Here is a 15,230-nt window from a genome sequence, read left to right as displayed (position 1 = left end):
CGAGGGCGGCTGCGTTTATCGCTTTACTGACCACTGAGTACGCGTGCAGGATCGATACGGCTGGCACGTCGTGCCGGATACCAACTGGCGATCAAACTGAGCACAATCGCCGTCACCAGCACCGAAATCACGTCAAGCCAGTGCAGTTCAGAGGGCAGGAAATCAATGAAATAGATATCCCCGGCCAGTAACTGGTGTCCGGTCAGATGCTCCAGGCCGCGGATAATCGGCGTAAGGTTAAGTGCCACCAGCACCCCAACCACCACACCGCTGATGCTGCCGAGCAGCCCAGCCAGTAAGCCATACCAGATAAAGATAGCGCGGATCAGACCATCTTTAGCACCCAGAGTACGCAGCACCGCAATATCACTGCTCTTATCTTTGACGGCCATCACCAGCGTCGAGACGATGTTGAAACAGGCCACACCAATCACCAGCACCATCGCCAGATACATGATGGCGCGGATCATCTGGATATCGCGGTACATATAGCCATAAGTGCCGATCCAGCTTTTGATGTAGACATAAGAGTGTGTCACTTCACCGGCATCGCGCACCAGTTTCTGTGCCTGGAACGGATCGCTCATTTTCAGCGCAATCCCGCTGACGCTGTCGCCCATGTCCAGATACTTCTGCGCATCACCCAAGGGAACCAGTGCCAGGCTGTGATCGAGCATGCCGCTAAGCTGGAGAATGCCTGAAACCTGCAAGCGAATACGCTTCGGCTGCAGCAGCTTGTTCTCACCGTCGTTGTTGGGGATCATGATGGTGATCCAGTCGCCCTGCTTCACGTTCAGCGATTTCGCAATGCCTCCACCGAGAATGATTTGCTGTTTACCCGCGGCGAACTGTTGCCAGGCATCACCGTCCACAAAGCTCGGCAGCGCGCTAAGACGCGATTCCTGCTGCGGATCGACGCCCTTCACCTGCAGCGCCTGCATTTTCGCCCCGCTTTCGATCAAACCGGTAAAGTTGACGTACGGTGCCGCCGCCGCAATGCCAGGGACTTTTTCAATCGGCGCGATCATCGGCTGCCAGTTGCGGAATGGCTGATTCACGGGCTCGATCTCCCCGTGCGGTACCACAGCCAGGATGCGTTTGTTCAGTTCGCGTTCGAAACCGTTCATGGCACTCAGGCCAATGATCAATACCGCCACGCCTAATGCGATGCCAATGGTGGAGATGATGGAGATCAGCGAGACCATGCCACCACGTCGCCGACCGCGGCTAAACCGCAGTCCGAGCAACAGGGATAATGATGAAGCCATTAGATCGCTCCCAACGTCAGTTGGTCGTTCAACTGACCGTCTCGCATCTCCATCTGGCGGCTGAGACGCTTAGCCAGGTTGAGATCGTGCGTTACCACTAAAAATGCCGTGCCCTGCTGGACGTTGAGTTCGCCAAGCAGTTCAAAAATCGCATCTGCATTGCGCGCATCGAGGTTACCTGTCGGCTCATCGGCCATCACCAGACGCGGACGATTCACCAGCGCACGCGCAATCGCCACACGCTGACGTTCCCCGCCTGATAGCTCAGATGGACGGTGCGCGGCACGTTTTTCCAGCCCTACGGCCGCCAGCATTTCACGCGCGCGTGAGGCGGCTTCATCTTTACCGGTTTTGCCAATCAGCAGTGGCATCGCCACATTTTCCAGCGCGCTGAAATCAGGCAGCAGATGATGGAACTGATAAATAAAGCCCAGCTCGCGGTTGCGCAGTTCAGCTTTGGCAGAAGAAGACATGGCGTTCAGTGACTTGCCATCAAACACCACATCACCTGAGGTTGGCGCATCCAGGCCACCCAGCAGATGCAGTAAGGTACTTTTACCCGAACCCGAACTGCCAACGATGGCGGTCAGTTCACCTGGCTGCAGGCTAAAAGCCACATTGCGCAGCACATCGGTCTGCACGCTGCCTTCCTGATAGCGTTTGCACAGGTCACGACACTGCAACAAAGGGGTATTACTCATAACGTAAAGCCTCAGCGGGTTGTACGGCGGCAGCGCGCCATGACGGATAAAGGGTAGAGAGCAGCGCCACGATCATAGAGACCAGCGCAATGGTAACCACCTGCCAGACATTGATGTCCACCGGCAGCGCGGCGCCGTCCAGGAACAGGCCAATGACCGGCATTAAATTGTTAAGCTGGCTGGCGAGCAACACCCCCAGCAGCGTGCCGAGTAAGGTACCGATAATGCCCGCACTGGCACCCTGCACCATAAACACCGCCACAATCTGCCTACGGGTCAAGCCTTGGGTTTGCAGAATCGCCACTTCGCCCTGCTTTTCCATGATCAACAGGCCGAGCGAAGTAATGATATTAAACGCCGCCACCGCGATGATCAGACTCAGAAGTAACCCCATCATGTTCTTCTCCATGCGTACCGCCTGGAAAAGATCACCCTTACGCTCGCGCCAGTCTTTCATTGTTAGCCCATCGGGCAAATGCTGTTCACTGAACGCATCAATGTTCAGCGGCTTTTCCAGCCATAAACGCCAGCCCGTAATGTTACCCAGCGGATAGCGCATCACGCGTGAGGCGTCCTGCTGGTTAACCAGAATCTGGTAGCCATCCACCTCACTGTTGGCCGCATAGGTCCCGGCAACGGTAAAGATTCGCTGGCTTGGCAGACGCCCTACTGGCGTGAACTGACTGACTGAAGGCACCATCAAACGCAGCTGGTCGCCGCGTTTCACCGCCAGCTGGGACGCCAGTTGTTCACCGATGATGACGTTATATTGGCCGGGTTGCAGCACGCTCTGCTGGGTATTGACGAGATACGGCGTCAGCGGGTCCTGTTCGTCAGGGTTGATGCCCAGCATCACGCCGACAGAAACATTGCGCGCACTTTGCAACACCACATCCGCGGTGGTGAGCGGCGCCATGCGCGTCACACCTTGCAATTTGAGGTCCTGCGCAGGGATCTGCTGCGGATTGATGCTGCCTTTATCGCTGGTCACCAGCGCTTGCGGCATCAGGCCGAGGATATTGCCCTCCAGCTCACGCTCGAAACCGTTCATCACTGACAATACGGTGACCAGCGCCAGCACGCCGAGCGTGATGCCGATGGTCGAAAGCCAGGAGACAAAGCGACCAAAGCGGTCTGAGGCACGTCCACGCATGTAGCGCAAACCGATGAATAACGCGACTGGTTGATACATGAGATCCGTCTTGGCAGTTGCCTGAAAATAAGTAGTGGGATGATAAAGGAGCCGTCTGCTTTATGAAACCTCTAACCCTCTGAGTCTGCGGCAAAGTTACGTCTAAATACGTCACGATCTGCGTCAATGCATAAAATTGCGACAAAATAATGATACTTATTGTGCGTTTATTAGACATCACCTGGCGTAGACTGGTTTAAAAGAAGTAGTTTTTACAACCGGCACCGCAGCCAGCCCAAAGATTCCGTGCTGTGGCAAGGCGGCAAGTCTGCTAATCCCCAGGAGCTTACATCAGTAAGTGACTGGGGTTAGCAGGCGCAGCCAACGCCGCCACGGTGCGAAAGATGCCGGGCGAAAAGGAGTACACCCATGTTCAGATTTCCGAAGGGCAGTATCGTTAAACACAAATCGGGAGAAATTAAAGGCGAGATCGTTAACGTCTTTGAACAGGGAGATGCGCCAACCGGCTATTACGTGAAGTGGGACGACGGCAATCACAGCTACCATCTGGAGAAAGAGCTGTCATGGGCCAATATTGATCGTCCGCGCATGCACTATACACAGCAATCCAGTAAGTGACTGTTCCCCATAATTCAAGGCGCTGTTACTCAGGCTAAAGCCGCAAATCAAATCGCGCGGCAAGGAAATGAAACGCCAGTCACTGACTGAAGTAAGTCCAAAATAATTCGTGCTATGGCAAGGCGGCAAGCCAACGCGGCCACAGCGCGAAGTATGAAGGGCGATGAGAAATAGCACCGCGACAGATGATCCTCAAGGCAGATTGTGGAATGATGACGCCCTGGAATCCAAGGAGAGAATGTCGAGTCCTTATGTCGGAACAGCGTCGTTATACCCTGCCTGCGAAAGCGGGCGATCATCGTCAGCTCGGCGAACTGATTGGCGCCGCGCAAGCGGTTGAGTGCGCCAGCATCACTGAACGTCATCCCGGTCCGGTGTTGATGATTACCCCGGATATGCAGTCTGCCCTGCGTTTGCAGGAGGAGATTCGCCAGTTCACCGATCTGCCGGTCACTAACCTCGCCGACTGGGAAACGCTGCCCTATGACAGCTTCTCCCCGCACCAGGACATTATCTCTGCCCGTCTCTCCACCTTATACCAACTGCCCAATTTAACGCGCGGCATGCTGATTATGCCGGTTAACACGCTGATGCAGCGCGTTTGCCCGCACAGCTTCCTGCACGGCCATGCGCTGGTGATGAAACAGGGGCAAAAACTGTCGCGCGATGCACTGCGTGACCAGTTGGAGCAAGCGGGTTATCGCCATGTTGATCAGGTGATGGAACACGGTGAATATGCCACGCGTGGTGCGCTGCTGGACCTCTATCCGATGGGCAGCGATCAGCCTTATCGTATTGATTTCTTTGATGACGAAATCGACAGCCTGCGTCTGTTTGACGTTGACAGCCAGCGCACGCTGGAAGCGGTTGATGCTATCAATTTACTGCCCGCCCATGAATTTCCGACCGATAAAACGGCGATTGAGCTGTTCCGCACTCGCTGGCGTGAAAATTTTGACGTGCGCCGCGAGCCGGAACACGTCTATCAACAGGTGAGCAAAGGCACCTTGCCTGCGGGCATCGAATACTGGCAGCCGCTGTTCTTTGAGCAGGAACTGCCCACGCTGTTTAGCTATCTACCCGCTAACACGCTGGTGCTAAACAGCGGCGATCTGCACGGCAGCGCCGATCGTTTCTGGCAAGATGCCAATGCCCGCTATGAAAATCGCCGTATCGATCCTATGCGTCCACTGCTGGAACCCGCCAGCCTGTGGCTGCGCCCGGACGCTCTGCTGGGTGAACTGAAAGCCTGGCCGCGCATGCAGTTAAGCAATGAGACGCTGCCAGAGAAAGCCGCCAACACCAACCTGGGCTATCAGCCGCTGCCCGAACTGGCGGTACAAGCACAGGCCAAAGCCCCGCTTGATCTTCTGCGCCAGTTTATCGAGCAGTTCGATGGGCAGATTATCTTCTCAGTAGAGAGCGAAGGACGCCGTGAAAGCCTGCAAGAGCTGCTGGCACGTATCAAGCTTCGCCCACAGCCGATCGAGCACTTTGATCAGGCGAGTCAACACCCCCACAGTTTGATGATCGGTGCCAGCGAGCGCGGCTTCATCGACAGCACCCGCCACCGTGCACTGATTTGCGAAAGTGATTTACTGGGTGAACGCGTCAGTCGCCGCCGCCAGGATAATCGTCGCACCATCAACCCTGATGTGCTGATCCGTAACCTGGCTGAGCTGCATCCCGGCCAGCCGGTGGTGCATCTGGAACATGGCGTGGGACGTTACATCGGCCTGACCACGCTGGAAGCCGGCGGCATTGTTGCCGAATACCTGATGCTCTCCTATGCAGGTGATGCCAAGCTCTACGTGCCGGTTTCCTCTCTGCACCTGATTAGCCGTTACGCGGGCGGTGCGGATGAAAATGCCCCCTTACACAAACTCGGCAGTGATGCCTGGTCACGCGCACGACAGAAAGCCGCCGAGAAAGTGCGTGATGTCGCGGCGGAACTATTGGATATCTACGCCCAGCGCGCCGCCAAAACCGGTTTCGCCTTCAAGCATGACCGCGACCAGTATCAGCTGTTCTGCGAAGGTTTCCCGTTTGAAACCACGCCGGATCAAGGCCAGGCCATCAATGCCGTGCTGAGTGATATGTGCCAGCCGCTGGCGATGGATCGTCTGGTGTGCGGTGACGTAGGTTTTGGTAAAACCGAAGTGGCAATGCGTGCCGCTTTCCTCGCCGTTGAGAATGCCAAACAAATCGCGGTGCTGGTGCCAACCACCCTGCTGGCGCAGCAGCACTACGATAACTTCCGCGACCGCTTTGCCAACTGGCCGGTGCGTATCGAAATGCTCTCACGCTTCCGCAGCGCTAAAGAGCAGAGCCAGGTGCTTGAGCAGGCGCGCGAAGGCAAAGTGGATATTTTGATCGGCACACATAAGTTGCTGTCCAGCGATCTGAAATGGCACGACCTTGGCCTGTTGATTGTCGATGAAGAGCACCGCTTTGGGGTACGACACAAAGAGCGGATTAAAGCGATGCGCGCCGATGTGGACATCCTGACGCTCACCGCCACGCCGATTCCGCGTACCCTGAATATGGCGATGAGCGGTATGCGCGATCTGTCGATTATCGCCACCCCGCCAGCCCGCCGACTGGCGGTGAAAACCTTTGTCCGTGAATACGATAGTTTGGTGGTGCGCGAAGCGATCCTGCGTGAGATTTTACGCGGCGGGCAGGTTTACTACCTGTATAACGATGTCGAGAACATCGAAAAAGCCGCGCAACGCCTGGCCGATTTAGTACCGGAAGCCCGTATTGCCATTGGTCATGGCCAAATGCGCGAACGCGACCTGGAACGGGTGATGAACGATTTCCACCACCAGCGTTTTAACGTGCTGGTGTGTACTACCATCATCGAAACCGGTATCGACGTGCCCAGCGCCAACACCATTATCATTGAGCGTGCCGATCACTTTGGCCTGGCGCAGTTGCATCAGTTGCGTGGCCGCGTGGGGCGTTCGCACCATCAGGCCTACGCCTGGTTACTGACACCGCATCCTAAAGCGATGACTACCGATGCGCAGAAACGTCTGGAAGCCATCGCCTCGCTGGAAGATTTGGGTGCGGGTTTTGCGCTGGCAACGCACGATCTGGAGATCCGCGGTGCCGGTGAATTGCTGGGTGAAGATCAAAGCGGCCAGATGGAAACCATTGGCTTTACGCTGTACATGGAACTGCTGGAGAACGCTGTGGATGCACTGAAAGCCGGGCGTGAACCTTCACTGGAAGATCTCACCAGCAATCAGACGGAAATCGAACTGCGCATGCCCGCTCTGCTGCCAGATGATTTTATCCCGGATGTGAATACGCGTTTGTCACTGTATAAGCGCGTAGCTTCGGCCAGCGATGCGCAAGAGTTGGCGGAACTGAAAGTGGAGATGATTGACCGATTTGGCAAGTTGCCTGATGCGGCGCGAAATCTGCTGGATGTCGCAGGGCTGCGTCTTGAAGCGCGTGAATTGGGCATCCGCAAAATTGAAGCCAGTGAAAAAGGCGGCTTCTTCGAGTTTGCACCCCAGAACCATGTCGATCCCGGCTGGCTAATTGGTCTGCTGCAAAAAGATCCTAAGCAGTGGAAACTGGATGGCCCAACCCGCTTGAAGTTCACGCGTGATTTAGAAGAACGCAAAGTGCGCATGGAGTGGGTACAGAGCTTTATTGGTGAGTTGGCGAAGAACCGGGTTTAGTGTGATAAAAAAGCGCCTTACGGCGCTTTTTTCGTTACTGCTGCTGTGACGTGTCTTTGCCCAATTAGGCCTGATTCGAATTCAGGATCAGCTGACCGTTACGGTCAAGCGGAATGCGGGTGCCAGGGTCATTTTCCATGCGGATTTTGCCCTGCTGGTCGCCTATTTTATAGGTCACATCATAACCCAGCATTTTTTCCTGTTTGTCGTAGACGGTTTTGCAACGCTGTTCATTGGTGGTGTAAGTGTCACGATCCTGCAATGCACCCTGCACCTGATTACCACCGTAACCGCCTGCCAACGCGCCCGCTACCGTCGCGACATCACGCCCACGACCGCCACCGAACTGGTGACCGAGCACACCACCCGCCACGGCACCCAGTACCGAACCGGCGATGCGGTTCTCATCCTGTACCGGACGACGATGCGTTAACGTCACATTGCGACACTCCTGTCGCGGTTGTTTAATGCTCTCTTTGATCGGCGTTGCCGAGAGAACCTGAGCATACTGCGGGCCACGATCAAAGACATCCATGCTGGCGACGGCGGCCACACCTAATGCGGCTGCCACGCCGATACCGATACCCGCTAACATTGATTTATTCACAGGAATGTCCTCCTGAAGGTTGTTACCGCGCAATCCTGCCGCTACCGAATCCTGTGTAGCCGAGGCATAAACGGCGTGCGCGCCGCGCCGTGTTTGTGGATATAAGTTTTACAGATGGTCCGTAATTGCAACATCAGATTAATGGAGGAAACGAGGCGGAAACCGGTCAGGGCCAGTTTTTCAGAGAGTTCTGAGAGCAGGTGAAATACCGCCGTAACCTTAAGCTGAACTGTCTTTTTTCAGGGGGTTACGGCAGGAGGAAGGCGTGAGGCGGTATAGCACCGCCCCGAAATCATTAGTGTAGCTTGAGGCGCGGACGCAGTACGCGGTTCAGGCTACCCACCAGCATCATCAGGCCGGTTTTGAAATATCCATGGAGCGCAATCTGGTGCATACGATATAGAGAGATGTAGACAAAACGCGCAATGCGCCCTTCTACCATCATCGAACCGCGCATCAGGTTACCCATCAGGCTGCCAACGGTACTGAAGCGGGACAGCGACACCAGTGAACCGTGATCTTTATAGACATAGGCTTTCAGCGCGTTGCCTTTACGCTGCGCCAGGATGTTCTCCAGCGCACGTGAAGCCATCTGGTGCGCAGACTGCGCGCGCGGCGGAACAAAACCGCCAGCGGGCAGTGCGCAGGACGCACAATCACCGATCGCGTAGATATCATCGTCCAGCGTGGTTTGCAGCGTATCCTTCACCACCAGTTGGTTGATACGATTGGTTTCCAGCCCGCCGATGTCCTTCATAAAGTCCGGCGCTTTGATCCCTGCCGCCCACACCATCAAATCTGCGTTGATGAACTCGCCACCTTTGGTGTTCAGCCCCTCTTCTGTGGCGCTGGTGACCATGGTTTGCGTCAACACACGCACGCCGAGCTTGGTCAGCTCCTGATGTGCCGCCGCAGAGATGCGGGGTGGCAACGCGGGCAGAATGCGCTCACCGGCTTCGACCAGCGTGACATTCAGCGCGGAGCTATCCAGACCTTTATAACCGTAGCTGTGCAACTGTTTGACGGCGTTGTACAGCTCAGCCGACAGCTCAACGCCCGTGGCACCGCCACCGACAATGGCAATATTGACCTTTTCCAGGCTGCCTTCACTGGCAGAGAAGCGCAGGAACAGGTTGAGCATTTCATTATGGAAACGACGGGCCTGATGCGGGTTATCCAGGAAGATGCAGTGATCTTTCACGCCCGGCGTACCGAAGTCATTAGACGTACTGCCCAGCGCCATCACCAGACGGTCATAGGCCAGCTCACGCTGCGGCACCAGCAACTCACCGTTAGCATCGCGGATCTCTGCCAGTTCAATGGTTTTGGTTTCACGATTGATTTGCGTCAGCGATCCCAGCTGGAACTGGAAACCGTGGTTACGCGCGTGCGCCAGGTAACTCAGCGCATCGATACCTTCGTCCATCGAACCCGTCGCCACTTCATGTAACAACGGCTTCCACAGATGACTGTGATTGCGATCGACGAGAATAATCTCGGCTTTCTTTTTGCGGCCAAGCTTATGACCGAGCTGTGTTGCCAGCTCTAAGCCACCGGCACCACCGCCAATAATGACGATTTTTTCCATAGATGTAGTCAACAAAGACCCCCTCAAAGTTGTAAACCAATAGTTAATTAATGGTTACTAAAAACCTTAATAAACATAGGGTTGGCGACGTTAAATCGCGAGCTGAGGGCAGAATATCACGGCGCAATCGTCAGATCATAAGAAAATTGATGTACATCAATCTTTCAGCTGCATTATCAGAATGTTAAACATTCTGTGCGCCGCATCACACGGCGCGTTTTCGCTCAGGCAAGGGATTTGAAGGCTTTGATGCGGTGTAAATGAGGGGAAATATTCTTGAATTTATGGCTGGCGTCTTCGTCCCAGACAATCTCATAAAACGGATGTAACAGCGCAGCACTGCGTTGATTATCCAGCGCCTCATCATGGCGTGAAAGGATTGTCAGGCAGCGGTCACGGTTCTTTTCACGAAAATCGTTGACGCACTTGGTGGCGATATCGAGATACTCTTCCGGGCGATCGATCTTGCCTTCCATGTTCTCAAACGGGAACAGGTTGGGGTTAAACATCACCTGCCGCATGCCACAGAGAAAGCCAATACGCTCGGCCCAGTAACCGCCTAAGCCCACACCGCAAATCAACGGGTGCGCATCGCCTGCTTGCTGCAGCAGCTTGTCACTCTCTTTCAGCAAAAACTGCATGTCGTGTTTCGGGTGAAGCGTGCTGTAACTGATCAGCCTGACATCCGGGTCAATAAACTGCAGTTGCAGCACCTTTTCATGGTTGCCCGGACTACTGGAATCAAAACCGTGCAGATAGATGATCATGATTTTCCTCAGCGTGGAATGAAATCCGGGCAGCGGCGCTTATCTGCCCGACGCTTTATGCTCCAGCCAGCGATCCTGCAATGCGCTGAGCTGGTGGTGATTCTGCTTCCAGCGTTCACTGGCTAACAGAGTCTGACGGGTGTATCGCCCTTGATGGTATAACTGCGTCACTCGCTCTGCCTGGATCGGCGTCAAGTTATCCAGCACACTTACCGCGCCGGCACGTTGGTTGCAGACCAGGATCATGTCGCATCCGGCATTGAGTGACTGCTGGGCGCGCTCGGCGTAGCTGCCCATCACCGCGGCACCTTCCATTGACAAATCGTCAGAGAAAATCACCCCATTGAAACCCAGCTCCTTGCGCAATACCGTTTGCAGCCAATAGGGTGAGCCGCTGGCGGGTAAAGGATCTACCTCAGTATAGATAACGTGGGCAGGCATCACCGCATCCAGTAACTGCTCATCAATCAACTGCTTGAAGATAGCCATATCGTGCTGACGCAGCGTGTCGGCATCACGTGGGTCGCGCGGGGTTTCTTTATGCGAATCAGCACTCACCGCACCGTGGCCAGGGAAGTGCTTACCGGTGGTTTTCATTCCCGCTTCGTGCATGCCATTGATAAATCGGCGTGCGATTTGCAGTGCAATTGCCGGATCTTCATGGAATGAACGGTCACCAATCGCCGCGCTAATGTGACCGATATCCAGCACCGGCGCAAAGCTGATGTCGATGTCCATCGCAATCATCTCGGCCGCCATCTGCCAACCCGCCTGCTGCGCCACTTCACCGGCGGTAGCCATATCGTGCAGGGCCGCAAAAGATTGCATGGCGGGTAGCTTGGTGAAACCTTCGCGGAAACGTTGTACGCGCCCGCCTTCCTGATCCACTGCTACCACCAGACGATTGCGTGAAGCCGCACGAATCTGGCGCACCAGTTCAGCTAACTGTTCGACATCGTGAAAATTGCGGGCAAACAGAATCAGCCCGCCCACCAGCGGATGTTGCAAGATCTCGCGCTCTTCTGCATCGAGTTCATAGCCTTCGACATCCAACATCAGCGGGCCGGGGGTATTCATGGTCATGTTGACAATCCTGAGTTAAAGATGCTGCCAGCTGGATCGGGCCAGCTGCTGCAAAGTGTGATCATGGCTCTGCTCGGCGCGCAGTTGATACCAGCTCGCCATCAGCAGTTGCAGCCATGGCTGCCAGCGGCGCATCTGACGCGCCAGCACCTGTTCGTCAAGCTGACTGTGTTGCGCATATCCGGCAATCCAGTCCGCCTCATGTTCTCCATCGACCGCGCACAGCGCGGCGAGTTCCAGCGCCACATCGCCGTCGGCGGCGTACTCCCAGTCAATCAGGCGCAGGCCACCGTGCGTCGCCACCAGATTACCGGCGTGGATATCCATATGCAGCGGCGCGAGGCGTAACGGCTGCGGTTCGCCTTGTTTGATTAAGCGTTGCAACTGGTGCTGCCAGCGCCAGTGGCGTTGCTGACACAGCTGCCAGTAACGCTGTAGCAGTGGCGCGAGACGCAGACGATAACCGGTCAGCGGTTGTTGATGCAGGCGATGTATCAGTGCCAACACAGCTGGACGCTGTTGATTGAATTGCGTCGGGGTTAACACTTCCCCGGGTAACCAGCTTTGTAAAAGCCAGGGTTCACGCCAGCTAAGTGGCGCTGGCCCTAACTGCGTATGGCGCATTTTGTGCAGTATGCGATATTCACGCTGACGATCGACAAACGGAATCGGTTGTAACGGAGAACGGCGCGCCAGCAACTCGCCCTGCTCTGTTTGCACCTGCACGCTGTTGCCACTGAGTCCCGGCAGCGCGAAAAAATGACCGGCAGCTTGCGCCGTCGGCCATTGTTGCTGAAGCAGTTGTTGCAACTGGGGATCAGGGTTGTGCAATACCATTGCCTGACCAGATGATTTCACCGGTCTGCACCAGCATCAGCTGCATTTGCAGTGTCGGAGACTTCACATCGCCCTGCGCATTGCTGTAAAGCACGTACTGGGCGTTAACGTTGCGCGCCAGGCCAATCGCTTTGCTGCGAGAGTTCAGGCTGTCATCCGCTGACAGGCCGAGCGCCTGCTTGGCCTGCGCCAACTGTTCTGGGGTGACTAAGGTGAATTTGCCATTGTTTGCCAGTGCGCTTTGAATCGCGTCAGTGGCTTTATCACTCTGCAACGCGCCGTTTGTACTGTTTTTAATGCGATCCACCAGCAGCACGCTGCCAGGATTAACGCCTGCTGACTGCACCATATTCGCCACTAACGGCTGCACACTGGCACTCCAGTTAATGGTTTTCAGTTTCGGCGGCTGCGGCACGTTTTCCGGCGGTGGCACCGGCGGCGTTGGTGGCTGCTCGGGTTGCGTCGGGGTAGTTGGCTGGGTCGGTTCAACCGGCGCCGGGCTTTGCTGTTTCACCACACAACCGGTGAGCATCAGCGCAAATAACAGCGCACTGGAACGTTTTACACTGCGAATCACAGGTTACTCCTCAGAGAAAGAGATACAGACGCACCTTGCTGGCGGTCAAATTACCAATTTGCGAGACAACTTCAGTGCTGCCATGCGCGGGAACGGTTTGGGTTTGTACCGGTTCTTCAGGCGTTATCTCAAGGCCTTTATCGTCATACCAGTAGAAACGATAGTGCACGGTCACCGGTGTTTCACGCTGATTATAGAGCACACTTGACGCACGCTGCTGGCCGTCACGGCTTGCAAGCGTGGGCTCATCGGTGATGATACCCGCAGACAACACGGAAGACTCCATCACCAGCGATTGCGAGGTATTGATCATCGGTTTGTTACTGCTGCAACCCGCCAGGGTCAGTAACAGCATGCCACACAGCCATTGACGCATCACAAGGTCCGCCTGAGGTTAGATGGCCAGCATCGGGCCCAGCGGCTGTCCGCCAACCAGGTGCATATGGATGTGGTAAACCTCTTGGCCGCCATGACGGTTGCAGTTCATGATCAGACGGTAGCCATCTTCGGCAATCCCTTCATCCTTCGCGATTTTAGCCGCTACCGTGATCATGCGGCCCAGCGCATGCTCGTGCGCTTCTTGCACGTCATTAGCGGTGGGGATCAATACGTTAGGAATGATCAGAATATGCGTCGGCGCTTTGGGCGCGATATCGCGGAAGGCAGTGACCAGTTCGTCCTGATAAACCACGTCGGCGGGGATTTCGCGACGGATGATTTTACTGAAAATCGTTTCTTCAGCCATGGTGCATTTCCTTAAGCCTTAAGTTCAGTCCGCCAGTATGCGTGAGGAATTCTGTTTCTTACAACCTCAGGACCACTTTTCTTGCATTGAATGACTGTCTTTGCATCATTTTTTCTTTTGGTTTAACCGCTGTGCGGCACCTCGCATTTCTGCATCGCCAATCAACACAGAAATGAAACGCTGTTTTATAAATTAGAGATATCGCGTCGATTTCTTTGTGATTTTGCCACTATCCCGCCAACCCTTGCCAAATGACGAAGGTTTGCCGGGTCACAGCGCTCTACTTTCTATCCAATCCGGGCAAGCAGTACGGAGTAATGAGGGATGTGCAATCCGTCAATTTCAAGGAGAACCTGCCATGCAGTCTCGTAAGATTGGTCTGGGCCATTATCTGGCTTACGGTTCCGGGGATTTCCTCGGAGCAGGCACCACGGCGCTTACTGCCGCCTGGCTGCTCTATTTTTACACCACCTTCTGCGGACTTTCGCCGATAGAAGCCACCTTCATTTTTGCTGCCGCCCGCGTCCTGGATGCGCTGGTCAGCCCCTTGATGGGCTTCCTCACCGACAACTTCGGTTCCACCTGGCTGGGTAAACGCTTTGGCCGCCGCAAATTTTTCATTCTGCTCGGCATCCCCTGCGTGTTCAGTTATAGCCTGATGTGGATTAGTGACATGAGTTTCTGGTGGTATCTGCTGACCTATCTGCTGTTCGATGTGGTCTACACCATGATTCTGGTGCCTTATGAAACGCTGGTACCGGAAATGACCGATGACTTTAAGCAGAAAACCCGATTTTCCGGTGCGCGTATTGCACTGGCACAACTCTCCTCGATTCTCGCCGCCTTTTTACCCGGCGTGCTGATTGGCTGGTTTGGCAAAGAGAACCCGGTCTCCTTCTTCTATGCCAGCCTGGTGTTCTCGGTGATCTGCGCCCTGGTGTTGACGCTGGTATGGCGTTTCACCTGGGAACGTGCACCCGAAGATTTCTCCGCTGAGTCGCGTCGGGCGGAGGAGCAAAAGTCGCAGCTGTCGTTGCTGCAAAGCCTAAAGCGCTTGTATGTCGAACTGGCCTCCACGTTGCGTATTCGCATCTTCCGCCAGCACCTTGGCATGTATCTGGGCGGCTACATTGCGCAGGACGTGTTTAATGCAGTGTTCACCTGGTACGTGGTGTTTGTGCTGATGCAGAGCGCGCAGATCGCATCAAATCTCATGGGCACCATGGCAGTACTGCAGTTTATCGCCGTGATGGCGATGATTCCGCTGTGTATTCGCATTGGACCTGCCCCGGCCTATCGCATGGTGGTGGTGCTGTTCGGCCTCAGCGCCCTCTCTTACGCCGGGCTTTGGTACACCGGCATGAATGATAACCTTGCGCTACTGGTACTGATTTCCGCCTTAGCCGGTCTGGGCCGCGGCGGCATCAACTACGTTCCGTGGAATACCTATACCTACATCGCGGATGTTGATGAGGTGATCACCGGCCAGCGCCGCGAGGGGATTTTCGCCGGCATCATGACCTTGACCCGCAAAGCCTCGCAAGCCGGTGCCGTCATGATGGTGGGTATTGTGCTGCAGTTAGCTGGATTT

14 protein-coding genes are annotated in these 15,230 nt (G+C 55.2%); 3 read left to right on the top strand and 11 right to left on the bottom strand.

What is annotated here, in order from left to right:
* Positions 1-23: 23 nt before the first annotated feature.
* From lolE to lolC, 3 genes are read right to left on the bottom strand one after another with little or no spacing between them, the layout of a single operon-like run.
* On the bottom strand, positions 24-1,268 hold the full coding sequence (lolE, locus tag PSSD_RS16870; RefSeq protein WP_039330658.1) for a lipoprotein-releasing ABC transporter permease subunit LolE: 1,245 nt from the start codon (positions 1,266-1,268) through the stop codon (positions 24-26).
* Entirely contained in the window at positions 1,268-1,969 is a 702-nt protein-coding gene (gene lolD, locus PSSD_RS16865) for a lipoprotein-releasing ABC transporter ATP-binding protein LolD (RefSeq protein WP_039330660.1), read from the bottom strand. The genes lolE and lolD overlap by 1 nt, the downstream gene beginning before the upstream one ends.
* On the bottom strand, positions 1,962-3,161 hold the full coding sequence (gene lolC / locus PSSD_RS16860; RefSeq protein ID WP_058973020.1) for a lipoprotein-releasing ABC transporter permease subunit LolC: 1,200 nt from the start codon (positions 3,159-3,161) through the stop codon (positions 1,962-1,964). The genes lolD and lolC overlap by 8 nt, the downstream gene beginning before the upstream one ends.
* 369 nt (positions 3,162-3,530) lie before the next feature.
* On the opposite strand from lolC, the gene PSSD_RS16855 reads away from it, so the two are divergent.
* Positions 3,531-3,740 (top strand): hypothetical protein, encoded by a 210-nt coding sequence (locus PSSD_RS16855; protein ID WP_039330664.1) that lies wholly within the window; start codon positions 3,531-3,533, stop codon positions 3,738-3,740.
* Between the two features lie 251 nt (positions 3,741-3,991).
* The gene (mfd, locus tag PSSD_RS16850; protein WP_058973019.1) at positions 3,992-7,435 is read left to right on the top strand and encodes a transcription-repair coupling factor; all 3,444 of its coding nucleotides are present in this window, start codon (positions 3,992-3,994) and stop codon (positions 7,433-7,435) included.
* Between the two features lie 64 nt (positions 7,436-7,499).
* On the opposite strand, the gene PSSD_RS16845 is transcribed toward mfd, so the two are convergent.
* The 8 genes from PSSD_RS16845 to hinT form a co-directional block, all read right to left on the bottom strand.
* Positions 7,500-8,042 (bottom strand): glycine zipper 2TM domain-containing protein, encoded by a 543-nt coding sequence (locus PSSD_RS16845; RefSeq protein ID WP_034822117.1) that lies wholly within the window; start codon positions 8,040-8,042, stop codon positions 7,500-7,502.
* A gap of 295 nt (positions 8,043-8,337) precedes the next feature.
* Positions 8,338-9,642: an NAD(P)/FAD-dependent oxidoreductase gene (locus PSSD_RS16840; protein ID WP_153011455.1), complete on the bottom strand. Its 1,305-nt coding sequence runs from the start codon at positions 9,640-9,642 to the stop codon at positions 8,338-8,340.
* Between the two features lie 212 nt (positions 9,643-9,854).
* Complete coding sequence (gene ycfP, locus PSSD_RS16835; protein ID WP_039333701.1) at positions 9,855-10,397, bottom strand: alpha/beta hydrolase YcfP; 543 nt, start codon at positions 10,395-10,397, stop codon at positions 9,855-9,857.
* A gap of 39 nt (positions 10,398-10,436) precedes the next feature.
* On the bottom strand, positions 10,437-11,480 hold the full coding sequence (gene nagZ / locus PSSD_RS16830) for a beta-N-acetylhexosaminidase (RefSeq protein ID WP_058973017.1): 1,044 nt from the start codon (positions 11,478-11,480) through the stop codon (positions 10,437-10,439).
* A 15-nt stretch (positions 11,481-11,495) separates the two neighbouring features.
* Positions 11,496-12,311, bottom strand: a complete 816-nt coding sequence (gene thiK / locus PSSD_RS16825) for a thiamine kinase (protein WP_058973016.1) — start codon at positions 12,309-12,311, stop codon at positions 11,496-11,498.
* Positions 12,298-12,894, bottom strand: coding sequence for a penicillin-binding protein activator LpoB (lpoB, locus tag PSSD_RS16820; protein WP_058973015.1), 597 nt, complete (start codon positions 12,892-12,894; stop codon positions 12,298-12,300). Before lpoB ends, thiK begins: the two co-directional genes overlap by 14 nt.
* A 10-nt stretch (positions 12,895-12,904) precedes the next feature.
* Positions 12,905-13,270: a YcfL family putative periplasmic lipoprotein gene (locus PSSD_RS16815; protein ID WP_058973014.1), complete on the bottom strand. Its 366-nt coding sequence runs from the start codon at positions 13,268-13,270 to the stop codon at positions 12,905-12,907.
* A gap of 18 nt (positions 13,271-13,288) precedes the next feature.
* Positions 13,289-13,639, bottom strand: a complete 351-nt coding sequence (hinT, locus tag PSSD_RS16810; RefSeq protein WP_039333694.1) for a purine nucleoside phosphoramidase — start codon at positions 13,637-13,639, stop codon at positions 13,289-13,291.
* 358 nt (positions 13,640-13,997) lie between these two features.
* Here hinT and PSSD_RS16805 point away from each other — a divergent pair.
* The coding region (locus PSSD_RS16805) for an MFS transporter (protein WP_058973013.1) at positions 13,998-15,230 on the top strand (1,233 nt) is incomplete at its 3' end.

This window comes from Type-D symbiont of Plautia stali (assembly GCF_001485335.1).
Classification (GTDB): Bacteria; Pseudomonadota; Gammaproteobacteria; order Enterobacterales; family Enterobacteriaceae; genus Pantoea; species Pantoea vagans_C.
The sequence above is the reverse complement of the archived record's forward strand: the minus strand, read 5'-3'. Positions and strand labels throughout refer to the sequence as shown.

Bases quoted from the DNA above. Each gene is read 5' to 3' on its own strand.
- lolE (WP_039330658.1), bottom strand. From the start codon at position 1,268: ATGGCTTCATCATTATCCCTGTTGCTCGGACTGCGGTTTAGCCGCGGT.
- lolD (WP_039330660.1), bottom strand. From the start codon at position 1,969: ATGAGTAATACCCCTTTGTTGCAGTGTCGTGACCTGTGCAAACGCTAT.
- lolC (WP_058973020.1), bottom strand. From the start codon at position 3,161: ATGTATCAACCAGTCGCGTTATTCATCGGTTTGCGCTACATGCGTGGA.
- PSSD_RS16855 (WP_039330664.1), top strand. From the start codon at position 3,531: ATGTTCAGATTTCCGAAGGGCAGTATCGTTAAACACAAATCGGGAGAA.
- mfd (WP_058973019.1), top strand. From the start codon at position 3,992: ATGTCGGAACAGCGTCGTTATACCCTGCCTGCGAAAGCGGGCGATCAT.
- ycfP (WP_039333701.1), bottom strand. From the start codon at position 10,397: ATGATCATCTATCTGCACGGTTTTGATTCCAGTAGTCCGGGCAACCAT.
- nagZ (WP_058973017.1), bottom strand. From the start codon at position 11,480: ATGACCATGAATACCCCCGGCCCGCTGATGTTGGATGTCGAAGGCTAT.
- PSSD_RS16815 (WP_058973014.1), bottom strand. From the start codon at position 13,270: ATGCGTCAATGGCTGTGTGGCATGCTGTTACTGACCCTGGCGGGTTGC.
- hinT (WP_039333694.1), bottom strand. From the start codon at position 13,639: ATGGCTGAAGAAACGATTTTCAGTAAAATCATCCGTCGCGAAATCCCC.